At 66.5% G+C, this 17233-nt stretch carries 14 protein-coding genes; 9 read left to right on the forward strand and 5 right to left on the reverse strand.

Going from position 1 to position 17233, the window contains the following annotated elements:
• Positions 1-4 precede the first annotated feature (4 nt).
• Positions 5-946: a 3,5-dioxohexanoate:acetyl-CoA acetone transferase gene (gene kce / locus AC1DYS_RS09895; protein WP_477898473.1), complete on the forward strand. Its 942-nt coding sequence runs from the start codon at positions 5-7 to the stop codon at positions 944-946.
• A gap of 18 nt (positions 947-964) precedes the next feature.
• On the forward strand, positions 965-1852 hold the full coding sequence (locus tag AC1DYS_RS09900) for an SDR family NAD(P)-dependent oxidoreductase (RefSeq protein ID WP_477898475.1): 888 nt from the start codon (positions 965-967) through the stop codon (positions 1850-1852).
• An 18-nt stretch (positions 1853-1870) separates the two neighbouring features.
• Here AC1DYS_RS09900 and AC1DYS_RS09905 read toward each other — a convergent pair whose 3' ends face one another.
• Both AC1DYS_RS09905 and AC1DYS_RS09910 read right to left on the reverse strand, forming a co-directional pair.
• A complete protein-coding gene (locus AC1DYS_RS09905) occupies positions 1871-2275 on the reverse strand; it encodes a hypothetical protein (RefSeq protein ID WP_477898477.1) in 405 nt (134 codons plus the stop codon).
• Between the two features lie 50 nt (positions 2276-2325).
• Positions 2326-2451: a hypothetical protein gene (locus AC1DYS_RS09910; RefSeq protein ID WP_477898479.1), complete on the reverse strand. Its 126-nt coding sequence runs from the start codon at positions 2449-2451 to the stop codon at positions 2326-2328.
• A 555-nt stretch (positions 2452-3006) separates the two neighbouring features.
• On the opposite strand from AC1DYS_RS09910, the gene AC1DYS_RS09915 reads away from it, so the two are divergent.
• The 4 genes from AC1DYS_RS09915 to AC1DYS_RS09930 all read left to right on the forward strand — a co-directional run bounded on the left by AC1DYS_RS09915 (position 3007) and on the right by AC1DYS_RS09930 (position 8862).
• Complete coding sequence (locus tag AC1DYS_RS09915; protein ID WP_477898481.1) at positions 3007-4758, forward strand: methyl-accepting chemotaxis protein; 1752 nt, start codon at positions 3007-3009, stop codon at positions 4756-4758.
• A gap of 234 nt (positions 4759-4992) precedes the next feature.
• Entirely contained in the window at positions 4993-6087 is a 1095-nt protein-coding gene (locus tag AC1DYS_RS09920; protein ID WP_477898483.1) for a fatty acid desaturase, read from the forward strand.
• Between the two features lie 124 nt (positions 6088-6211).
• Complete coding sequence (locus tag AC1DYS_RS09925) at positions 6212-8065, forward strand: PAS domain S-box protein (protein ID WP_477898485.1); 1854 nt, start codon at positions 6212-6214, stop codon at positions 8063-8065.
• Positions 8062-8862, forward strand: a complete 801-nt coding sequence (locus tag AC1DYS_RS09930; RefSeq protein WP_477898487.1) for a response regulator — start codon at positions 8062-8064, stop codon at positions 8860-8862. Before AC1DYS_RS09925 ends, AC1DYS_RS09930 begins: the two co-directional genes overlap by 4 nt.
• A gap of 19 nt (positions 8863-8881) precedes the next feature.
• Here the strand turns inward: AC1DYS_RS09930 and AC1DYS_RS09935 are convergent, their stop codons facing one another.
• From AC1DYS_RS09935 to AC1DYS_RS09945, 3 genes are all read right to left on the reverse strand, one after another.
• Positions 8882-11557: a bifunctional acetate--CoA ligase family protein/GNAT family N-acetyltransferase gene (locus AC1DYS_RS09935; protein WP_477898489.1), complete on the reverse strand. Its 2676-nt coding sequence runs from the start codon at positions 11555-11557 to the stop codon at positions 8882-8884.
• Positions 11557-12399: a universal stress protein gene (locus AC1DYS_RS09940; protein WP_477898491.1), complete on the reverse strand. Its 843-nt coding sequence runs from the start codon at positions 12397-12399 to the stop codon at positions 11557-11559. The genes AC1DYS_RS09935 and AC1DYS_RS09940 overlap by 1 nt, the downstream gene beginning before the upstream one ends.
• A 73-nt stretch (positions 12400-12472) precedes the next feature.
• Complete coding sequence (locus tag AC1DYS_RS09945; RefSeq protein ID WP_477898493.1) at positions 12473-13108, reverse strand: hemerythrin domain-containing protein; 636 nt, start codon at positions 13106-13108, stop codon at positions 12473-12475.
• Positions 13109-13247: 139 nt separating this feature from the next.
• Between AC1DYS_RS09945 and AC1DYS_RS09950 the strand changes: the two genes are divergently transcribed.
• From AC1DYS_RS09950 to ccoN, 3 genes are read left to right on the forward strand one after another with little or no spacing between them, the layout of a single operon-like run.
• Positions 13248-15530, forward strand: a complete 2283-nt coding sequence (locus AC1DYS_RS09950; protein WP_477898495.1) for a heavy metal translocating P-type ATPase — start codon at positions 13248-13250, stop codon at positions 15528-15530.
• Positions 15531-15539: 9 nt separating this feature from the next.
• Complete coding sequence (ccoS, locus tag AC1DYS_RS09955) at positions 15540-15728, forward strand: cbb3-type cytochrome oxidase assembly protein CcoS (RefSeq protein ID WP_477898497.1); 189 nt, start codon at positions 15540-15542, stop codon at positions 15726-15728.
• Positions 15729-15785: 57 nt separating this feature from the next.
• Positions 15786-17225 (forward strand): cytochrome-c oxidase, cbb3-type subunit I, encoded by a 1440-nt coding sequence (gene ccoN, locus AC1DYS_RS09960; RefSeq protein WP_477898499.1) that lies wholly within the window; start codon positions 15786-15788, stop codon positions 17223-17225.
• The last annotated feature ends 8 nt before the right edge of the window (positions 17226-17233 follow it).

Here is a 17233-nt window from a genome sequence, read left to right on the forward strand (position 1 = left end):
GCCCATGGCTTCACCCCCTGACAAAGTCATCATCAGCTGCGCCGTGACGGGCTCGGTCCACACGCCAACCATGTCGCCCCACCTGCCGCTGACGCCGGACCAAATTGCCGAGCAGGCCATCGAGGCGGCCGAGGCAGGCGCGGCCATCCTGCACCTGCATGCGCGCGACCCGGTGGACGGCCGGCCGACGCCCGACCCGAAGGTCTTCGACCAGTTCGTGCCGCGCATCCGTGCCGCGACCGACGCGGTGATCAACATCACCACCGGCGGCAGCACGCGCATGACGTTGACCGAGCGCCTGGCCTACCCGCTGCAGGCGCGGCCCGAGATGTGCTCGCTCAACATGGGGTCGATGAACTTCACCATCCACCCGGTGGCGCGCAAGTACTCCGAGTGGCGCCACGACTGGGAGAAGCCGCACGTCGAAGGCATGGAAGACCTGATCTTCCGCAACACCTTCCGCGACATCAAGCACATCCTCCAGGTGCTGGGGAAGGACTGCGGCACGCGCTTCGAATTCGAGTGCTACGACGTGGGCCACCTCTACACGCTGGCGCACTTTGTGGACGAGGGCCTGATCGAAGGGCCGCTCTTCATCCAGAGCATCTTCGGCATCCTCGGCGGCCTGGGTGCCGACCCCGAGAACCTGTTCACCATGCGCTCGACGGCCGACCGCCTCTTCGGCCGCAAGAACTACCGCTTCTCGGTGCTCGGCGCGGGCCGCCACCAGATGCCCTTGCTGACGATGGCCGCGGTGATGGGAGGCAATGTGCGCGTCGGCCTGGAAGACAGCCTCTACCTGGAGCGCGGCCGCCTGGCGCGCTCGTGCGCGGAGCAGGTACGCAAGATCCGCCGCATCCTGGAAGAGCTGTCGCTCGACGTCGCGACGCCGGCCGAGGTGCGCGCCATGCTCGCGCTCAAGGGCCAGGACGCCGTCTCCATTTGATTCACACCAAAGAGAACCATGAAGAAACGTTTGCAAGACAAGGTGGCCATCGTGACCGGTGCGGGCGGTGGCCTGGGGCGCGCGCATGCGCTGGAGCTGGCGCGCCACGGTGCGCGGGTGGTCGTCAACGACCTGGCTGGCCGCGACGACGGCGCTGCGGCGCGCGCCGTGGCAGAAGAGATCAATCAGCGTGGCGGACAGGCCCTGGTGCAGCTGGGCGACGTGACGGTGCCTGCCGACATGCAGTCCATGGCAGACGCGGCGGTGGCCCGCTGGGGGCGCATCGACATCCTCGTCAACAACGCCGGCATCCTGCGCGACAAGAGCTTCGCGAAGATGTCGCTCGACGATTTCAAGCTGGTGCTCGACGTGCACGTGATGGGCGCCGTCAACGCCACCAAGGCGGTGTGGGCGCAGATGCAGGCGCAGCGCCACGGCCGCATCGTGATGACGACCTCGTCGAGCGGCCTGTACGGCAACTTCGGCCAGTCGAACTACGGTGCCGCGAAGATGGCGCTCGTCGGGCTGATGCAGACGCTGGCGCTCGAGGGCGCCAAGTACGGCGTGCACGTGAACTGCCTGGCTCCCACCGCTGCCACGGCCATGACCGAAGGCGTGCTGCCGCCCGAGGCGCTGGCCCGGCTGACCGCCGAACGCGTCAGCCCAGCGCTGCTCGCACTCGTCGGCGACGAGGCGCCCACGCGCATGATCCTGCTGGCCGGAGCCGGCAGCTTCGAGAGCGCCAACATCACGATGACGCAGGGCGTCCACCTCGGGGACGCGGCCGATGCCGCCGAGCGGCTCTGTGCGCGTCTCCACGAAGTCACGGCCCGCACCGACGAGATCGTGCCCGCCTCGGGCTGGGAGCAGTACCAGCTGGAGCTGGCAAAAGCCGTTGCCGCGTAGCGGCCGGCGCTCGCGCTGCTACGCCGCGGCGCGCGGCAGCACCGGCTGAATCTCGACCGTCACCACGGCTTCGTCCCGGTCCCTTGGCGCGTAGACGGTTTTGACAGTTCCATGTGCCACCACGGTCGGGCTCACGTCGGCGATGGCGAGAAGCGTGTCCGCCGTCTCCTGCGGCACGTGGCCGATCTTCCTGTGGATCTTCAGCAGGCCGAGCAGGGCGCGGCATTCGAGCCACACGCCGATGGGTGATGGGCCGCGGTCGTCGCGGCCGGGATCATCCCGGCGCAGTTCGACGGACGAGCCTTCTCGGCAATGCTCTCGCACGAGTGCCGCGCGATCGGGAATGGTGGTGCCACCGACGATCGTGAAGATCGTCGGAACCTGGGATACCTGGTCGGGTTGACGCGCGGCAAGTTCGGGCATGGCGTGGTCTCTGAAGGGAGCGAAGTCGACGCTGTGGACCGGCGGCCGGGTTATTGCGAGCCTTCGGCTGCGCGGCGTGCGCCGAGCAGAACGCTCGACACCAGGTCCGACGTGCTCTTGACGCGGCGTATGGCGTCGCGCGCGTGCAGGTAAGCCTCCAGCTGACGCTCGCTCATGCCCCTCAACTTCTTCGATCGGCGCGGCGCGGCGTGTGCGTCCCTTGAACGGATGCCTGTGCGTTGCATTTTTCCATTCCTCCTTGGGTGTCAATTGGCGACGCGAAGGTCAGCTGCCTGGACGGCAGCGCTTAGCAAAATATGGGCGGTCCGAAAATTTCAAGAGGGTCCAGAAATCGGTGGTAACCCTAAAGTTTTTTGCGCTCTGGCCGAACATCCTCAACCCACGCTCGCAGGCCAGGACGCCGGCGTTTCGCTGAGCGCCACAGGCCGGCGTGCCGGCGCCGGGCCTGTCTGCGTCGTCTTTTTACCTACACGCTGCACAGCGCTCGCCCGATGGTGGCCCAGGGGCCGCGAGAAACACAATGACACCGTCGGCTGGACCAGCGTCCGGCCGGCGATTTCTAGCCGGGAAAGTGGTTCCGTTTCAGCCGTTTCGGCACCACTCGGGGACGGCGTCATGTCCATTCGTCAAGAACGCAAGAGTCTTGCCGAAAACCCGTTGGCGGCCACGGATCGTGGGTCGCTGAATACCGTTGAACTAGGGATCACCTGATGAACAAGCTCAAAGTTTCCACCCAGCTGTCGCTCGGCTTCGGGACCCTGTTGCTGCTGATCCTCGCCATGGGCGCTGTCTCCCTGGTGAAGGTCAACAGCATCCACCAATCGTTCCAGCTGGTGGTCGATGACCGCGTACCGAAGGTCGCCGAGGTCAACGGCATCAAGAGTGACATCAACGTGATCGCGCTGTCGATGCGCAACATGGTCATCGTGGCCGATCCGGCTGAGACCAAGAAAGAACTGGCGCAGCTGGAGTCTGCCCGCCAGGCCATCGCCAAGCGCCTGGAGACCCTTCACGGGCAGATCAGCAGCGAGCGCGGCAAGGTGGAGTTGGCCAAGGTCGATGCAGCCCGCGGAAAGTACATCCCGATGCAGATCAAGTTCGTGGAGCTGGTGACGGCAGGCAAGGCCGACGAGGCGAAGGCGCTGCTGGTCAATGAGGCCCGCAGCGCCCAACATGAATACCTCGCAGCGCTGGATCACCTGCTCAAGTACCAGGACGATCTGATGCAGCTTTCCGAAGATGAAACCGGTGCCCACGTGTCGAGCATGACCGTTGCCATCTGGACGCTGGGCCTCATCTCCCTGGTCGTGGGCACCCTGACGGCTGTATGGATCACCCGCAGCCTGAGCCGGCAGCTGGGTGGCGAGCCGGGCGATGCCGCTGACCTGGCACGCGCCGTGGCGCAAGGTGACCTGAGCGTGCCCATCGCCGTCAAGGCCGGAGACCAGACCAGCCTGATGGCTTCTCTGCACGGCATGCAGATGAGCCTGACCGCCGTGGTTGGCAATGTGCGGCAAGGCTCGGAGTCCGTGGCTACCGCGTCGGCCCAGATCTCCCAGGGCAACAACGAGCTGAGCCAGCGCACCGAGGAACAAGCTTCCGCACTGGAGCAGACCGCCGCATCGATGGAGGAACTCGGCTCTACGGTTCGCATGAACGCCGACAACGCGCGTCAAGCCAATCAGCTCGCCCAGAGCGCCAGCGAGGTCGCCATCAAGGGTGGCCAGGTCGTGAGCCAGGTGGTCGAGACCATGAAGGGCATCAACGACAGCTCCAAGAAGATCGCCGACATCATCGGCGTGATCGATGGCATCGCATTCCAGACCAACATCCTGGCGTTGAACGCCGCGGTCGAGGCCGCACGTGCCGGCGAACAAGGGCGGGGCTTTGCGGTGGTGGCCAGCGAAGTGCGCAGCCTCGCAGGGCGCTCGGCCGAAGCGGCCAAGGAAATCAAGAGCCTGATCGGCGCCAGCGTCGAACGTGTCCAGCAGGGCAGCACGCTCGTGGACCAGGCGGGTGTCACGATGACCGAAGTGGTCAACTCGATCCAGCGCGTGACCGACATCATGGGCGAGATCAGCGCGGCAAGCAGCGAGCAAAGTACGGGCGTGTCGCAGATCGGCGAGGCGGTGACCCAGATGGACCAGGTCACCCAGCAGAACGCCGCGCTGGTGGAAGAAAGCGCTGCAGCAGCCGAGAGCCTGAAGATGCAGGCCGAGCAGCTCGTTCAGTCCGTGGCGGTGTTCAAGCTGGCGTCGAACGCGGTGCGTGTTCCCGCTCCAGCGGCGAAGCCGAGCAACGTCCACAAGTTTGTCGAACGGCCAGCGAGCAATGTGGCGCGCCCGGTGTTCGCGAAAGCCAAGCCAGTCGCTCCCACGCCAGCGCCAGAGGCCGCTGTCAAATCGACCCCCATGCCGGCACCCGCTGCGCGTACCGGCACAGACGATTGGGAAAGCTTCTGAGCCAGGCCGATGGCCAGTTGATTCGCGGCTCTCAAGGGGGCCGTCAGTTGAGCTGATGCAACGCCGCCGCGACGGCAAATCCGGCGCCTGTTTGATCTGCATCATCTCGGCATTCGGTGAGACGGGGATGATCCATGCACCTCATGGATCAGCTGCTTCACAGCAGATAACTCAAATGCCGTTCTCTCGTGTCGTCCGCACCGTCTTTGCCCGGCAAAACCGGCTCGGGGCGAAATGACGTCTCTCCTCGTTGGTCCCCAAACTCAACCCGCTCCAGCCGCCATTCCCCACCGCAAGGTGATACGCGCGTGGCTCGCACCGATCTCGACGCGCATCACCGCGTATCCGCTTCTTCTGGTGCTGATGGATGTGCTGCTGTTCGCCGCTTGCATGGCCGCGACAGTGCTGATCCGCATTCCGCTTCTCCAGCTCGTGGCCGGCATGGCGACGGGCCTGATGATCAGCCGCCTGTTCATCCTCGGCCACGACGCGTGTCATCAGAGCCTCACGCCGCACCGTCGCCTGAACCGCTGGATCGGCCGCCTTGTCTTCTTGCCATCGTTGACGCCCTACAGCCTGTGGGAGGTGGGGCACAACGTGGTTCACCATGGCTACACCAACCTCAAGGGGTTCGACTTCGTCTGGCAGCCACGGTCGCTTGAAGAATTTCAGGCGCTACCCGCGTGGCGGCAAGCGCTGGAGCGCGTCTACCGCAGCGGCTGGGCGCCGTGGCTCTACTACCTCGTCGAGATCTGGTGGCTGCGGATGTTCTTCCCGAGCAAGAAGGTCATGCCCACGCGCCGCGCTGTCTTCGTGTGGGACAGCCTGCTGGTGTGCGTCTACGCCGCCGTCTGGGCCGCAGGCCTGGTCGCCGCAGCATGGGCTACCGAGCAATCGGCGTGGTGGTTGTTGACGGCCGGCTTCGTCGTGCCCTTCGTGTTCTGGAACGGCATGATCGGCTTCGTCGTGTACGTGCACCACACGCACACGGGCGTGGACTGGTACGAAGACAAGGCAAGCTGGTCGGCCTCGCAGCCCTTCGTCTCGACGACGGTGCACCTCACCTTCCGCTCGGCCATGGGCAGCGTGCTGCATCACATCATGGAACACACCGCCCACCACGTCGACATGAGCGTGCCTCTCTATCGCCTCAAGAAGGCGCAGGCTCTGCTCGAGAGCCGGCTGGCGGGCAGCATCGTGGTCCAGCCGTTTTCGTGGCGCTGGTATGCCGACACGGCGCGCCGCTGCAAGCTGTATGACTTCAAGGCCCGCCGCTGGACAGACTTCGACGGGCGGCCAACCAGCAGGGAGCTGACCATCAAGAGCTGAGGTAATTCTTCCCTCGACTTTCTATTGCGTGCAGGTTGGCGAAGGTATCCAATCAGCCTCACAAAATCGAAAGCTGATGCTCCGAAAGTCGCGGGATGCGCACGGAGAAAAGGGGGATGGCTCTGTGAATACCGATGACATCGGCGTGCGCATCTCGCGGGAGACGCCGGACGCATTGATTGCCACGTCGCGCGAGGGTTGCGTGACGTACTGGAACCCTGCTGCCGAGACTCTCTTCGGCTACACCCAGCAGGAAGTGCTGGGACGGGCGCTACCAAGTTTGATCATGGTGGATTCTCCCACCGATGCAGGGCAGTCCGAGGCGGAGAGCCAGGGCAACGATGAGGAGCGAGGGCAAGAAGCCGTGCGCCGCTGCAAAGATGGCTCGCTGATCTACGTCTACGCATCAGTGCGAAGCGTGTTCCTGCCATCAGGAGAGCTGGAATGCATCCACAGCAATGTGGATGTCACACACGTCAAGGTACAGCGCGATGCGCGCCTGATCGAAACCCGCTACCGCGAGTTGCTCGAGTCGACGCCCGATGCGATCGTCATCGTCAACGACATCGGCCGCATCGTGTTCATCAATGGCCAGGCTGAATCGGTCTTCGGCTACTCGCGCCATGAACTGGTTGGCCGGCCGCTGGAGCTGTTGATGCCCGCGCGGTATCGGGCTGCGCACCTCGGGCATCGGGCCGATTACCAGGCGCAGTCGCGCACGCGACCGATGGGCCTGGGGTTCGAACTCCGCGGCCTGCGGAAGAACGGCGAGGAGTTTCCGGTCGAGATCAGCCTGAGCCCATTGGAAACCGACGTCGGCCGGTTGGGCATGAGCGCCATCCGCGACATGACTTACCGCCGCAAGGCAGAGCAAAAGTTCCGTGGCCTGCTCGAATCGGCGCCTGATGCGATGGTGATCGTCGACCGCTCGGGGCTCATCGTGCTGGTCAACGGCCAGACCGAGCGGCTGTTCGGCTATCAGCGCAGCGAGTTGCTGGGCAAGCCGATCGAGACGCTGGTGCCTGAACGCTTTCGCGGGGCGCACCCGGGGCATCGCACGAAGTTCTTCTCGGACCCCAATGTCCGACCCATGGGTGCCGGGCTGGAGCTCCAAGGCCGGCGCCGAGACGGGTCGGAGTTCCCGGTTGAGATCAGCCTGAGTCCGCTCGAGACGGAAGACGGAACGCTGGTCAGCAGCTCCATTCGCGACATTTCCGAACGCCGCCGCGTGGAGCGCTCGCTGAACGAGAAGAACGTCGAACTGGAGCGAGCGAACCGCGCCAAGGACAGGTTYCTCGCCACCATGAGCCACGAGCTGCGCACGCCGCTCAACGCCGTGATCGGCTTCACCGGCCTGCTGCTGATGAAACTGCCCGGTCCGCTCACGGCGGACCAGGAGAAGCAACTGGGCATGGTGCAGTCGAGCGCCAGGCACCTGTTGTCGCTGATCAATGACCTGCTCGACCTGGCCAAGATCGACTCGGGCAATGTGGAGATGAATCTCACTGCGACGCCATGCCGCCCCATCGTCGACGAAGTGGCGGCCACGCTCAGGCCGGCCGCCGAAGAAAAAGGCCTGCGCCTGGAGATTCGACTGCCGGCGAACGATGTCGACGTGAAGACCGACCGGCGTGCTGTTCAGCAGATCCTCATCAACTTGACCAACAACGCGATCAAGTTCACTTCGGCCGGCACGGTGTCGATCGCGATGGAAGAGACGACTCGCGAGAAGCGGCGAGTGCTCCTTCTCTCGGTCGCGGACACCGGGCCCGGGATCTCCCGAGCCGACCAGGACCGACTCTTCCTGCCATTCACCCGGGTCGGTGGGGAGTCGCGCCCCCGCGTGGAAGGTACGGGCCTCGGCCTCTACCTGTCTCGAAAGCTCGCTGAGTTGCTTGGCGGGAGCATCGAGTTGCAGAGCGAACTCGGCCAAGGCAGCCGTTTCGTTCTGGTGCTGCCGGGAGATTCGGCTTCATGACGGCTCGGATCCTGATCATCGAAGACAACGCGATGAACCGTGAGCTGATGGACTACCTGTTGCGATCCTTCGGCTTTGAAACGCTCAAGGCGGTGGATGGCCGCATCGGCTTCGATGTGGCCCGCCGCGAACTGCCGGACATGATCGTGTGCGATATCCAGATGCCCGAGATCGACGGCTACGAATTTGCGAAGCTGGCTGCGGCAACTCCGGAGCTGCGCGACATCCCGCTGGTGGCGGTGACGGCCTACGCGATGGTTGGTGACCGCGACAAGGTACTCGCGCAGGGCTTCGATGGCTACATCTCCAAGCCCATCGAGCCCATGGGGCTCATCCAGACCATCAACGCCTTCCTGCCGCCGCACTTGCGAGCCGGCACCGTCGAGCCCAAGGTGCCGCCGACCTATGTGGCGCGACCCGTGAAGCGCCCCACCACGGTCCTGGTGCTGGACGATTCGCCATTCAATCTGGAACTCAAGCGCGATCTGCTGGAGCCTCACGGCTATGAAGTGCTGACGGTCGACAACGCCGCCGATGCACTGGCGCTCGCCAAGGAGCGCCTGCCGGACCTCATCATCTCCGACGTTGGCATGTCGGAAGGCAGCGGCTTCGATTTCATTCGCCTGGTCAAGGCGGACCCGCGGCTGGAGGCGATCCCGTTCATCTTTCTTTCGTCCACGCATTGGAACGAGGAGTCGAGAAAGCTGGGGTTGGAGCTGGGTGCGTTCCGCTATCTGCTGAGGCCGCTGGAATCGGCGGTCTTGCTGGCCGAGATCCAGGCGTGCCTGAAGGCGTGACTGGACAGCTTTCGAGTGGCTAGGCTGCTGCAGATGCCAGCTCCGGCCTCAATTGCCGCACTAAGCGCAACATGCCAGGTTCGGCATGCGACGAGTCGACGACGAACCCATGCCGGCGTGCCAGCTCACGCATCGCCCGGTTCTCGTGCAGCACCAGTGCCACAAGGCGTTGCGTGCCGTGCTGCGTGAGAAACGCGATCAGCTTGGCCAGCAGCAGGCTGCCCAGCCCGCGGCCCTTGAGGTCGGAGCGAACCATCACGCCGAGTTCGGCCTCGATGTTGTCGGGGTCGATCACGCCGCGCGCCTCGCCCACCGTCTCTCGCGTGCCATCAGGGCCCGTTCGCACGGCGACGAAGGCCATCTCGCGTTCGTAGTCGATCTGCGTCAGGCGCGCGAGTTCGCTGCGCGGCAGGCCGTGCCGGCACGAGAAGAAGCGCAGGCGCAAATCTTCCGGGTCGAGGCGTTCCGCGAATGCGCGGTGCTGCGGCTCATCTTCAGGGCGGATCGGCCTCAGCTGCAGCGGCTCGCCCAGCCAGGATGCGGTCTCTTCCAGCTCGATGGGGTAGGGCGTGATCGCAAAGCGCGCCGCGCCTGGCGTTGCGCTGATGCGCACGCGTGCGTCCAGCGCCAGCGCGCCCTCGGCATCGGCCCACAGCGGATTGATGTCGAGCTCGGCGATCTCGGGCAGGTCGGCCAGCATGCGTGACAGCGCGACCAGCACGCCGACGATGGCGTCGAGCTTGGCGGGAGGGTGGTCGCGGTAGCCGGCGAGCAGCTTGGCCACGCGGGTTCGAGAGATCAGTTCGCGCGCGAGCGTGCTGTTGAGCGGCGGCAGCGCGAGCGCCCGATCGGCCACCACTTCGACGGCCGTGCCGCCCTGGCCGAACATCAGCACCGGGCCGAACAGCGGGTCGACGCTCGCGCCCACGATGAGCTCTTGCGCGTACGGGCGCGCGGCCATGGCCTGCACCGTGAAGCCGGTGATGTGGGCTTCGGGCCGCAACTGCCGCACCCGGGTCAGCATGTCGCGCGCAGCCTCGCGCAGTTCGTTCGCATCGCGCAACCCGAGCCGCACGCCGCCCACGTCGGACTTGTGGCTGATGTCGGGCGACAGGATCTTCAGCGCGACGGGGTAGCCGACCTTCTCGGCTGCGGCCAGCACCGACTCGGCGCTGGCACCGGTGGCCAGCGTTTCCACCACATCGATTCCGTAGGCCTGCAGCAGCGCCTTGGCCTCCTGCTCGCCCAGCATGTCGCGGCCTTCGGCTTTCGCAGCCGCGATGATGCCGCGGGCGGTGTCGACCTTCGGCGGCGCGCATTCGCTGGCGGCGGGCACTTCTTTCAGCAGCGCCTGGTTGCGACGGTAGGTGGCGAGCAGATCGAAGGCGTGCACGGCCTCTTCGGGCGTGCCGTAGTTTGCGATGCCCGCTTCCCTGAAGAGACGCCGCGCATGCGCGACCGATGTGTCGCCCAACCAGCACGACATCAGGCGTGAGGTGGCCTGCCGCACCAGCGGCACGCAGGCCTTTGCGATGTCGTCGGAGCGCACGATCGCGGTAGGCGCATGGATGAACAGCACGGCCCCGGCCTGCGGGTCGGCGAGCAGGGCCTGCAGGGTGTCGACGTACCGCTGCGCGGGCGCGTCGCCAATGATGTCGATCGGGTTGCCGCGCGACCAGTTCGGCGGGAGCACGGCGTCGAGCCGGGCGCGTGTGCCCGCGTCGAGTTCGGCCAGCGGCACCCCGGCCAGCGCGGCTGCGTCGGCCGCCATCACGCCTGCGCCGCCGCCGTTGGTCATGATGGTGAGCGCGGTGTCGCCGTTGCCGCCGAAGCGGGCCAGCGTTTCCGCGGCCATGAAGAGCTCTTGCAGCGTGTCCACGCGCAGCATGCCGGCGCGCCGGATGGCGGCGTCGACGACCAGGTCCGAGCCGGCCAGTGCGCCGGTGTGCGAGGCCGCGGCCGCCAGGCCGTTGCCCGCGCGCCCGGCCTTGACCACGATCACGGGTTTGTTGCGCGCCGCCGCGCGTGCGGCCGACATGAACTTGCGCGGCGAGGTGATCGATTCGATGTACAGCAGGATCGAGCGCGTGCGCACGTCGCTCGCCAGATGGTCGAGCAGGTCGCCGAAGTCGACGTCGGCGTGTTCGCCCAATGACACCATGTGCGAGAAGCCGATGTGCCGCGAGGTGGCCCAGTCGAGCACGGCCGTGACCAGCGCGCCGGACTGCGACACGAACGCCACGTCACCGGCGCGCGCCTCGACGTGCGCAAAGCTCGCGTTCAGCCCCAAGTGCGGCACCAGCAACCCGAGGCAGTTGGGCCCGAGGATGCGCAGCAGCGTGGGGCGCGCCGCGTCGAGCATCGCCTGCTTCTGTTCGGGGCTGAGCCCAGCCGTCATCACGACCACGGCGCGCGTGCCCAGGGCGCCCAGTTCGCCGACCAACTGCGCCACCGTCTGCGGCGGCGTGCAGATCACAGCCAGGTCGGGTACGCCGGGCAGCTTGGCCGGCTTCGAGTAAACGCGCTCACCGTCGAGCGATGAATGCTTTGTGTTGACTGCCCACACCGGCCCGGCGAACCGGCCCGCGCGCAGGTTGCGCCAGACAGTGGCGCCCACGCTGCCTTCTCGGTTCGAGGCACCGATCACGGCGACGGACGTTGGCGCCAGCAGGCGCCCGAGGTGGCGGACGCTCATCAGTGAGACATCAACACGGGTGTTGTCATCGCGCCCAGCAAGCCGCGTGTCGCGCCACCCACCACACGCTGCGCCCAACGCGCGTGGCCGTAGGCGCCCATCACGATGAGGTCGGCGTCGACATCGCTGGCCTGCGACAGCATGGCGTCGGCGATGCGATCGGCGGTGGTCTCGCGGTGAGCTTCGGCGGTGACGCCGTGGCGCTTCAGCCAGGCGCACAGGCCGTCGAGCTGGGCGGGACGCGAGTTGCCCTGGTACATGCCGGTTTCTTTCCAGCTCACCACGTGGACCTTGCCGGCGCGCTGCAGCAGCGGCATCGCGTCTGACACGGCGCGGGCAGCTTCGCGGCTGTCGTCCCAGGCCACCATCACCGTGTTGCAGCTGCCGTCGAAACGCCCGGCATAGGGCAGCAGCAGCGTCGGCCGCGGGCTGAAGAGCACCATCTGCTCGACCATCACCTGCGCGGCCGCATGGCCCGGCTGAGACGGGTCGGGCTGCGACAGCACGGCGAGGTCGTGGAAGTGCGCCTGGCGCAGCAGCGTGGCGGTGGGGTCGCCCTCGCTGACCCAGGCCTCGAAGTTCTTGAAGCCCGCGGCGTGGCACTCTTTCTTGAAATGAGCGCAGGCGTGCTCGGCGTGGTTGCGCAGCTCGTCCCACGCCAGGGTCGCGAACTCGGCCAGCGCTGCGGCGCCCGAGGTGATGCCGGGCAGCTCGATGAGGCCGGTGCTGGCCACGCCGCTCAGCTGTGCTTCGAAGTCACGCGCGAGGCGCACAGCGAAGCGGGTGCGTGGGCTGCACAGCGGCCCTTGGTCGATGGGCATGAGGATGCTGCGGTATGCCATGAAGGACTCCGGGGATTCGATGGCGCATTTTTCGGGGGCGAGCTGAAGGGTTGCTTGATCTCGCGCAAGAACGCTACTCGACATGCAGGAACGATGACAAGCGCCCTCTCCGAAGAGGGGACTTGCGGTGTTCAGGCCCCAGCCCCACGGGTGCGGGCACGGCATGGACGATGCGCGTGAACAGCTCGGCGTAGTCGGCTGTGGGCTCGTGTCCGGTCAGCGGGTCTGCGTTGGCAACGAACGCTTCATCGAGGTCCGCCCAGTCCTGCTTGGTCAGAACCCGCTCGGCCAGCGGCAAGACATCCCGCTCTTCCATCGCCATGTGCGCCAGGTAGAAGGCCACGTAGCGGTTCGCGAGGTCTTCGAAGGCGGCGCGGCGCGGCTCGCCCATCATCTCGAAGGCCAGCAGCGCGTGTTCCAGGTCGCGGATCTTGCGTTCGCCGCTCGCGTGGTCGGCATCCAGGTGGTCGATCAGTTCGCGCGACAAGGGCGTGCGCGCGCGCAGCTTGGGGAACAGCAGCTCGGTTTCCTTGCGGTGGTGTCGCTTCTCGGGGAATTCGTCCAGATAGAACAGCATGGCCCTGAGGGCTGCAAAGTCGGGCAGGGTGCCGTCTTTGCGGTGAAGCGCCAGTAGCAGTGGGATCGACCGGAGCATGGCTGCAAGAGCGTTGTGCTCTTCGCGAATGATCTTGGTGGTGAGGTGTGGCATGCGTTTCTCCCAGCAGATGCCACAGGCTGTCACCTTCACCCGGACCCTTGTTTGAGCGAGATCAAGTTTTGGGCGGCGTGCGCCTCCGCATTTGATCTGCGTCATGCCTGCGGGTAGCCGTGCTCCATAGAGTGCGCCCATGAGTTTTCAGCCCGCCAACGTCAACCCGGCCATGCCGTTTTCTGCTGCTGCGCCCGGCCAGGTTGGGAACGGGGAGTTGCGCGATGACGACGAGGCGGCGCTCGGTGACAGCACGCGCTGGTTCACCGACGACGTCGGCGTGCACCTGGCCGAGTCGGTGTTCGCCTTGCAGGGCATGTACTGCGCCGCCTGCTCCGGCGTGATCGAGACGGCCTTGCAGGCGCTGCCGGGTGTGTTGCAGGTCGAGGTGAATGCCGCAAGCCGCCGCGCCAAGGTCCGCTGGAACCCGATGCGCGTGAAGCTGGCGCAGCTGTTCAAGGCGGTGGAAGCCGCCGGCTACCGCGCACTGCCCGCGCAGCACGAGGCATTGCGGGTGGCGCGCCAGCGTGAATCTCGCCAGGCGCTGTGGCGCCTGTTCGTGGCCGGCTTCTGCATGATGCAGGTGATGATGCTCGTCGCCCCGGCCTACATGGCCGCGCCGGGCGAGATTGCGACCGACCTCGAAGCCCTGCTGCGCTGGGCCGCCTGGGTGCTCAGCCTGCCGGTGCTGCTGTTCTCGGCGGGGCCGTTCTTCTCGGGGGCCTGGAACGCGCTGCGGCAGCGCCGCATGGGGATGGACGTGCCGGTGGCGCTCGGCATCGCCATTACCTTCGTCGCGGGGACGGCAGTCACGTTCGATCCCGCCGGCCCGTTTGGGCGCGAGGTTTATCTCGATTCGATGACGATGTTCGTCACCTTCCTGCTGGCCGGGCGCTGGCTGGAATCGCGCGCCCGCGCCCGCAGCACCGAGGCGCTCGACGACCTGCTGCAGCGCATGCCCGACAGCGTGGAGCGCATCGACGACGCTGGCCGCAGCGAGACCGTGCTCGCATCGCGGCTGCGTGTCGGCGACCGGGTGCGCGTGGCGCTGGGCCAGGCCTTCCCCGGCGATGGAGAGCTGATCGATGGCAGCACGCAGGTCGACGAGGCCCTGCTGAGCGGCGAATCGCGCCCCGTCGAGCGCCGCGTGGGCGAATCGATCGTTGGTGGCACGGTGAACGTCGGCGTGCCGGTGCTGGTGCGCCTGAGTTGCGTGGGCGAGGGCACGCGCTACCGGCAGATCGTCGACCTGGTGCAGCGCGCGCTTGCCGAGCGGCCGCAGATGCTGCGAACAGCGGATCGATGGGCCGGCCCGTTCCTGTGGGGCGTGCTGGTGATGGCCGCGCTCGCGGGGGCGGCGTGGAGTGTCATCGACCCGTCGCGCGCCTTGTGGGTGGCCGTGTCGGTGCTGATCGTCACCTGCCCGTGCGCGCTGTCGCTGGCGGCGCCCGCCGCCCTGCTGAGCGCCGCCGGTGCGCTGGCGCGCCGCGGCGTGCTGGTGCAGCGCCTGGATGCGCTCGAAACACTGGCGCGCACGGACACCGCCTGCCTCGACAAGACCGGCACGCTGACGCAAGACCGGCTGGTGCTGGCGCACATTGGCGTGCACGAAGGCGCCGACCGGGGCGCCATGCTGGCGCGCGCCGCATCGCTGGCGGCGCTGTCGCGCCACCCCTTGTCACGCGCGCTGACGCAAGCCCTGCCCGCACCCGAGGGCGAGTGGTCGGCTGTGTGCGAGGTGGCGGGGCAGGGCATCCAGGCGCGCGATCCGCAAGGCCGGCTGTGGCAGCTCGGGTCGCCGACGTGGCTTGGCGTTCAAGCGTCCGCAGGGCGGCCGGTCGTGGCCTTCTCGCAGGTCGGAGGGCGGCCCGAAGACACCGCCGTTTTCGAGTTCGACGAGGCCCTGCGTGCCGATGCCGGCGAGGCCTTGCAACAGTTCCATGCGCAGGGCGTGGCAGTGCAGATGCTGTCGGGCGACTCGCAAGCCAGCGTCGACGCGGTGGCCAGGCGCTTGAGCATCTCGACCGCGCGTGGCTCTGCCACGCCCGAAGGCAAGCTGGCAGCGCTGAGCGCCTTGCAGGCCGAGGGGCATTGCGTGCTGATGGTCGGCGACGGCGTCAACGACGGGCCGGTACTGGCGCGTGCGGACGTGTCCTTCGCACTCGCCCACGGCAGCGCGCTGGCTCAGCAGCGCTCTGACTTCATCGTGCTGGGCAGCCGGCTGGCCGAGGTGCCCGCCGCGCGGGGGTTGGCGCAACGTACGGTGCGTGTGATGAGGCAGAACCTGCTCTGGGCGCTGCTCTACAACGCCGCTTGCGTGCCGCTGGCGCTCGCGGGCCTGTTGCCGCCGTGGGCGGCCGGTGCCGGCATGGCGTTGAGCTCGCTGGCCGTCGTGTTGAACGCGCTGCGCCTGTCGCGCTGAGGTATCCCCATGGAAAGCCTCTACCTGCTGCTGCCCCTGTCTGTGTTGCTCGTGCTGGCGCTGATCGGCGTCTTCGGCTGGGCAGTGAATGCCGGCCAGTTCGACGACCTGGACCGTGAAGGATGGCGTGTGCTCGAAGAGAACCGCGGCGAGACATCGGCCACGGCACGCACGCCGTTTGATCCTGATCAAGCCTGAGCAGGCACCCCGTCGAGACAATTCTCGAACGATGACAGCGATACCGAGGACACAACCATGACCCAATCGACACCGGCCCTCGCGGCGCCGGTTTACAGCGACCGCGTGGTGCGGAGCTTTGCGCTGGCCTCCGTGCTGTGGGGCGTGGTCGGCATGCTCGTCGGCGTGGTGATCGCGGCTCAGCTCACCTGGCCTGAACTCAACTTCGGCATCTCGTGGCTGAGCTACGGCCGGTTGCGCCCGCTGCACACCAACGCGGTGATCTTCGCCTTCGGCGGCTGCGCGCTCTTCGCCTCGAGCTACTACGTGGTGCAGCGCACCTGCCAGGTCAGCCTCTTCGCCGAGAAGCTTGCGATGTTCACCTTCTGGGGCTGGCAGGCAGTGATCGTGGCCGCTGCCATCTCGCTGCCCATGGGCTACACGCAGGGCAAGGAATACGCCGAACTCGAATGGCCGATCGACATCCTGATCACCATCGTGTGGGTGGCCTATGCGGTCGTCTTCTTCGGCACCATCGGCATCCGCAAGGTGCGCCACATCTACGTGGCGAACTGGTTCTTCGGCGCGTACATCCTGGCGATTGCGCTGCTGCACATCGTCAACAGCGCGGCCATTCCGGCCGGCTTCATGAAGAGCTATTCGGCCTACGCCGGTGTGCAAGACGCGATGGTGCAGTGGTGGTACGGCCACAACGCCGTAGGCTTCCTGCTTACCGCGGGCTTCCTCGGCATGATGTATTACTTCATCCCGAAGCAGGCCGAGCGGCCGGTGTATTCGTATCGCCTGTCGATCGTGCACTTCTGGGCGCTGATCTTCACCTACATGTGGGCGGGCCCGCACCACCTGCACTACACCGCGCTGCCCGACTGGGCGCAAAGCGTGGGCATGGTCTTCTCGTTGGTGCTGCTGGCGCCGAGCTGGGGCGGCATGATCAATGGCGTCATGACTTTGAGCGGCGCCTGGCACAAGCTGCGTGACGACCCGATCCTCAAGTTCCTGATCGTGGCGCTGTCGTTCTACGGCATGGCGACCTTCGAGGGGCCGATGATGTCGGTCAAGACCGTCAACGCCCTCAGCCACTACACCGACTGGACCGTCGGCCACGTGCACGCCGGCGCGCTCGGCTGGGTGGGCCTGATCACGATGGGCAGCCTGTACTACATGATCCCGCGCATGTTCGGCCAGACCCGGATGTACAGCGTGCGTGCCATCGAGCTGCACTTCTGGGTGTCCACGATCGGCATCGTGCTCTACATCGCCGCGATGTGGATCGCCGGTGTGATGCAAGGCCTCATGTGGCGTGCAGTGAACCCCGACGGCACGCTGGTCTACAGCTTCGTCGAGAGCGTCAAGGCCACCTTCCCGTTCTACGTGGTGCGCCTGGCCGGTGGCCTGCTCTACCTGAGCGGCATGCTGATCATGAGCTGGAACGTCGTGAAGACCGCCCTCAACGGCCGCACGGTCAGCGTGCCGGTCCCCGCGGTGGCAATGGCCTGAACGCAGCG

This window comes from Rhizobacter sp. P2_G4, from assembly GCF_056403575.1.

Bases quoted from the DNA above. Each gene is read 5' to 3' on its own strand.
- AC1DYS_RS09930 (WP_477898487.1), top strand. From the start codon at position 8,062: ATGACGGCTCGGATCCTGATCATCGAAGACAACGCGATGAACCGTGAG.
- ccoN (WP_477898499.1), top strand. From the start codon at position 15,786: ATGACCCAATCGACACCGGCCCTCGCGGCGCCGGTTTACAGCGACCGC.
- AC1DYS_RS09940 (WP_477898491.1), bottom strand. From the start codon at position 12,399: ATGGCATACCGCAGCATCCTCATGCCCATCGACCAAGGGCCGCTGTGC.
- AC1DYS_RS09915 (WP_477898481.1), top strand. From the start codon at position 3,007: ATGAACAAGCTCAAAGTTTCCACCCAGCTGTCGCTCGGCTTCGGGACC.
- AC1DYS_RS09910 (WP_477898479.1), bottom strand. From the start codon at position 2,451: ATGAGCGAGCGTCAGCTGGAGGCTTACCTGCACGCGCGCGACGCCATA.
- AC1DYS_RS09920 (WP_477898483.1), top strand. From the start codon at position 4,993: ATGACGTCTCTCCTCGTTGGTCCCCAAACTCAACCCGCTCCAGCCGCC.
- AC1DYS_RS09905 (WP_477898477.1), bottom strand. From the start codon at position 2,275: ATGCCCGAACTTGCCGCGCGTCAACCCGACCAGGTATCCCAGGTTCCG.
- AC1DYS_RS09950 (WP_477898495.1), top strand. From the start codon at position 13,248: ATGAGTTTTCAGCCCGCCAACGTCAACCCGGCCATGCCGTTTTCTGCT.
- AC1DYS_RS09945 (WP_477898493.1), bottom strand. From the start codon at position 13,108: ATGCCACACCTCACCACCAAGATCATTCGCGAAGAGCACAACGCTCTT.
- AC1DYS_RS09900 (WP_477898475.1), top strand. From the start codon at position 965: ATGAAGAAACGTTTGCAAGACAAGGTGGCCATCGTGACCGGTGCGGGC.
- kce (WP_477898473.1), top strand. From the start codon at position 5: ATGGCTTCACCCCCTGACAAAGTCATCATCAGCTGCGCCGTGACGGGC.
- AC1DYS_RS09935 (WP_477898489.1), bottom strand. From the start codon at position 11,557: ATGAGCGTCCGCCACCTCGGGCGCCTGCTGGCGCCAACGTCCGTCGCC.
- ccoS (WP_477898497.1), top strand. From the start codon at position 15,540: ATGGAAAGCCTCTACCTGCTGCTGCCCCTGTCTGTGTTGCTCGTGCTG.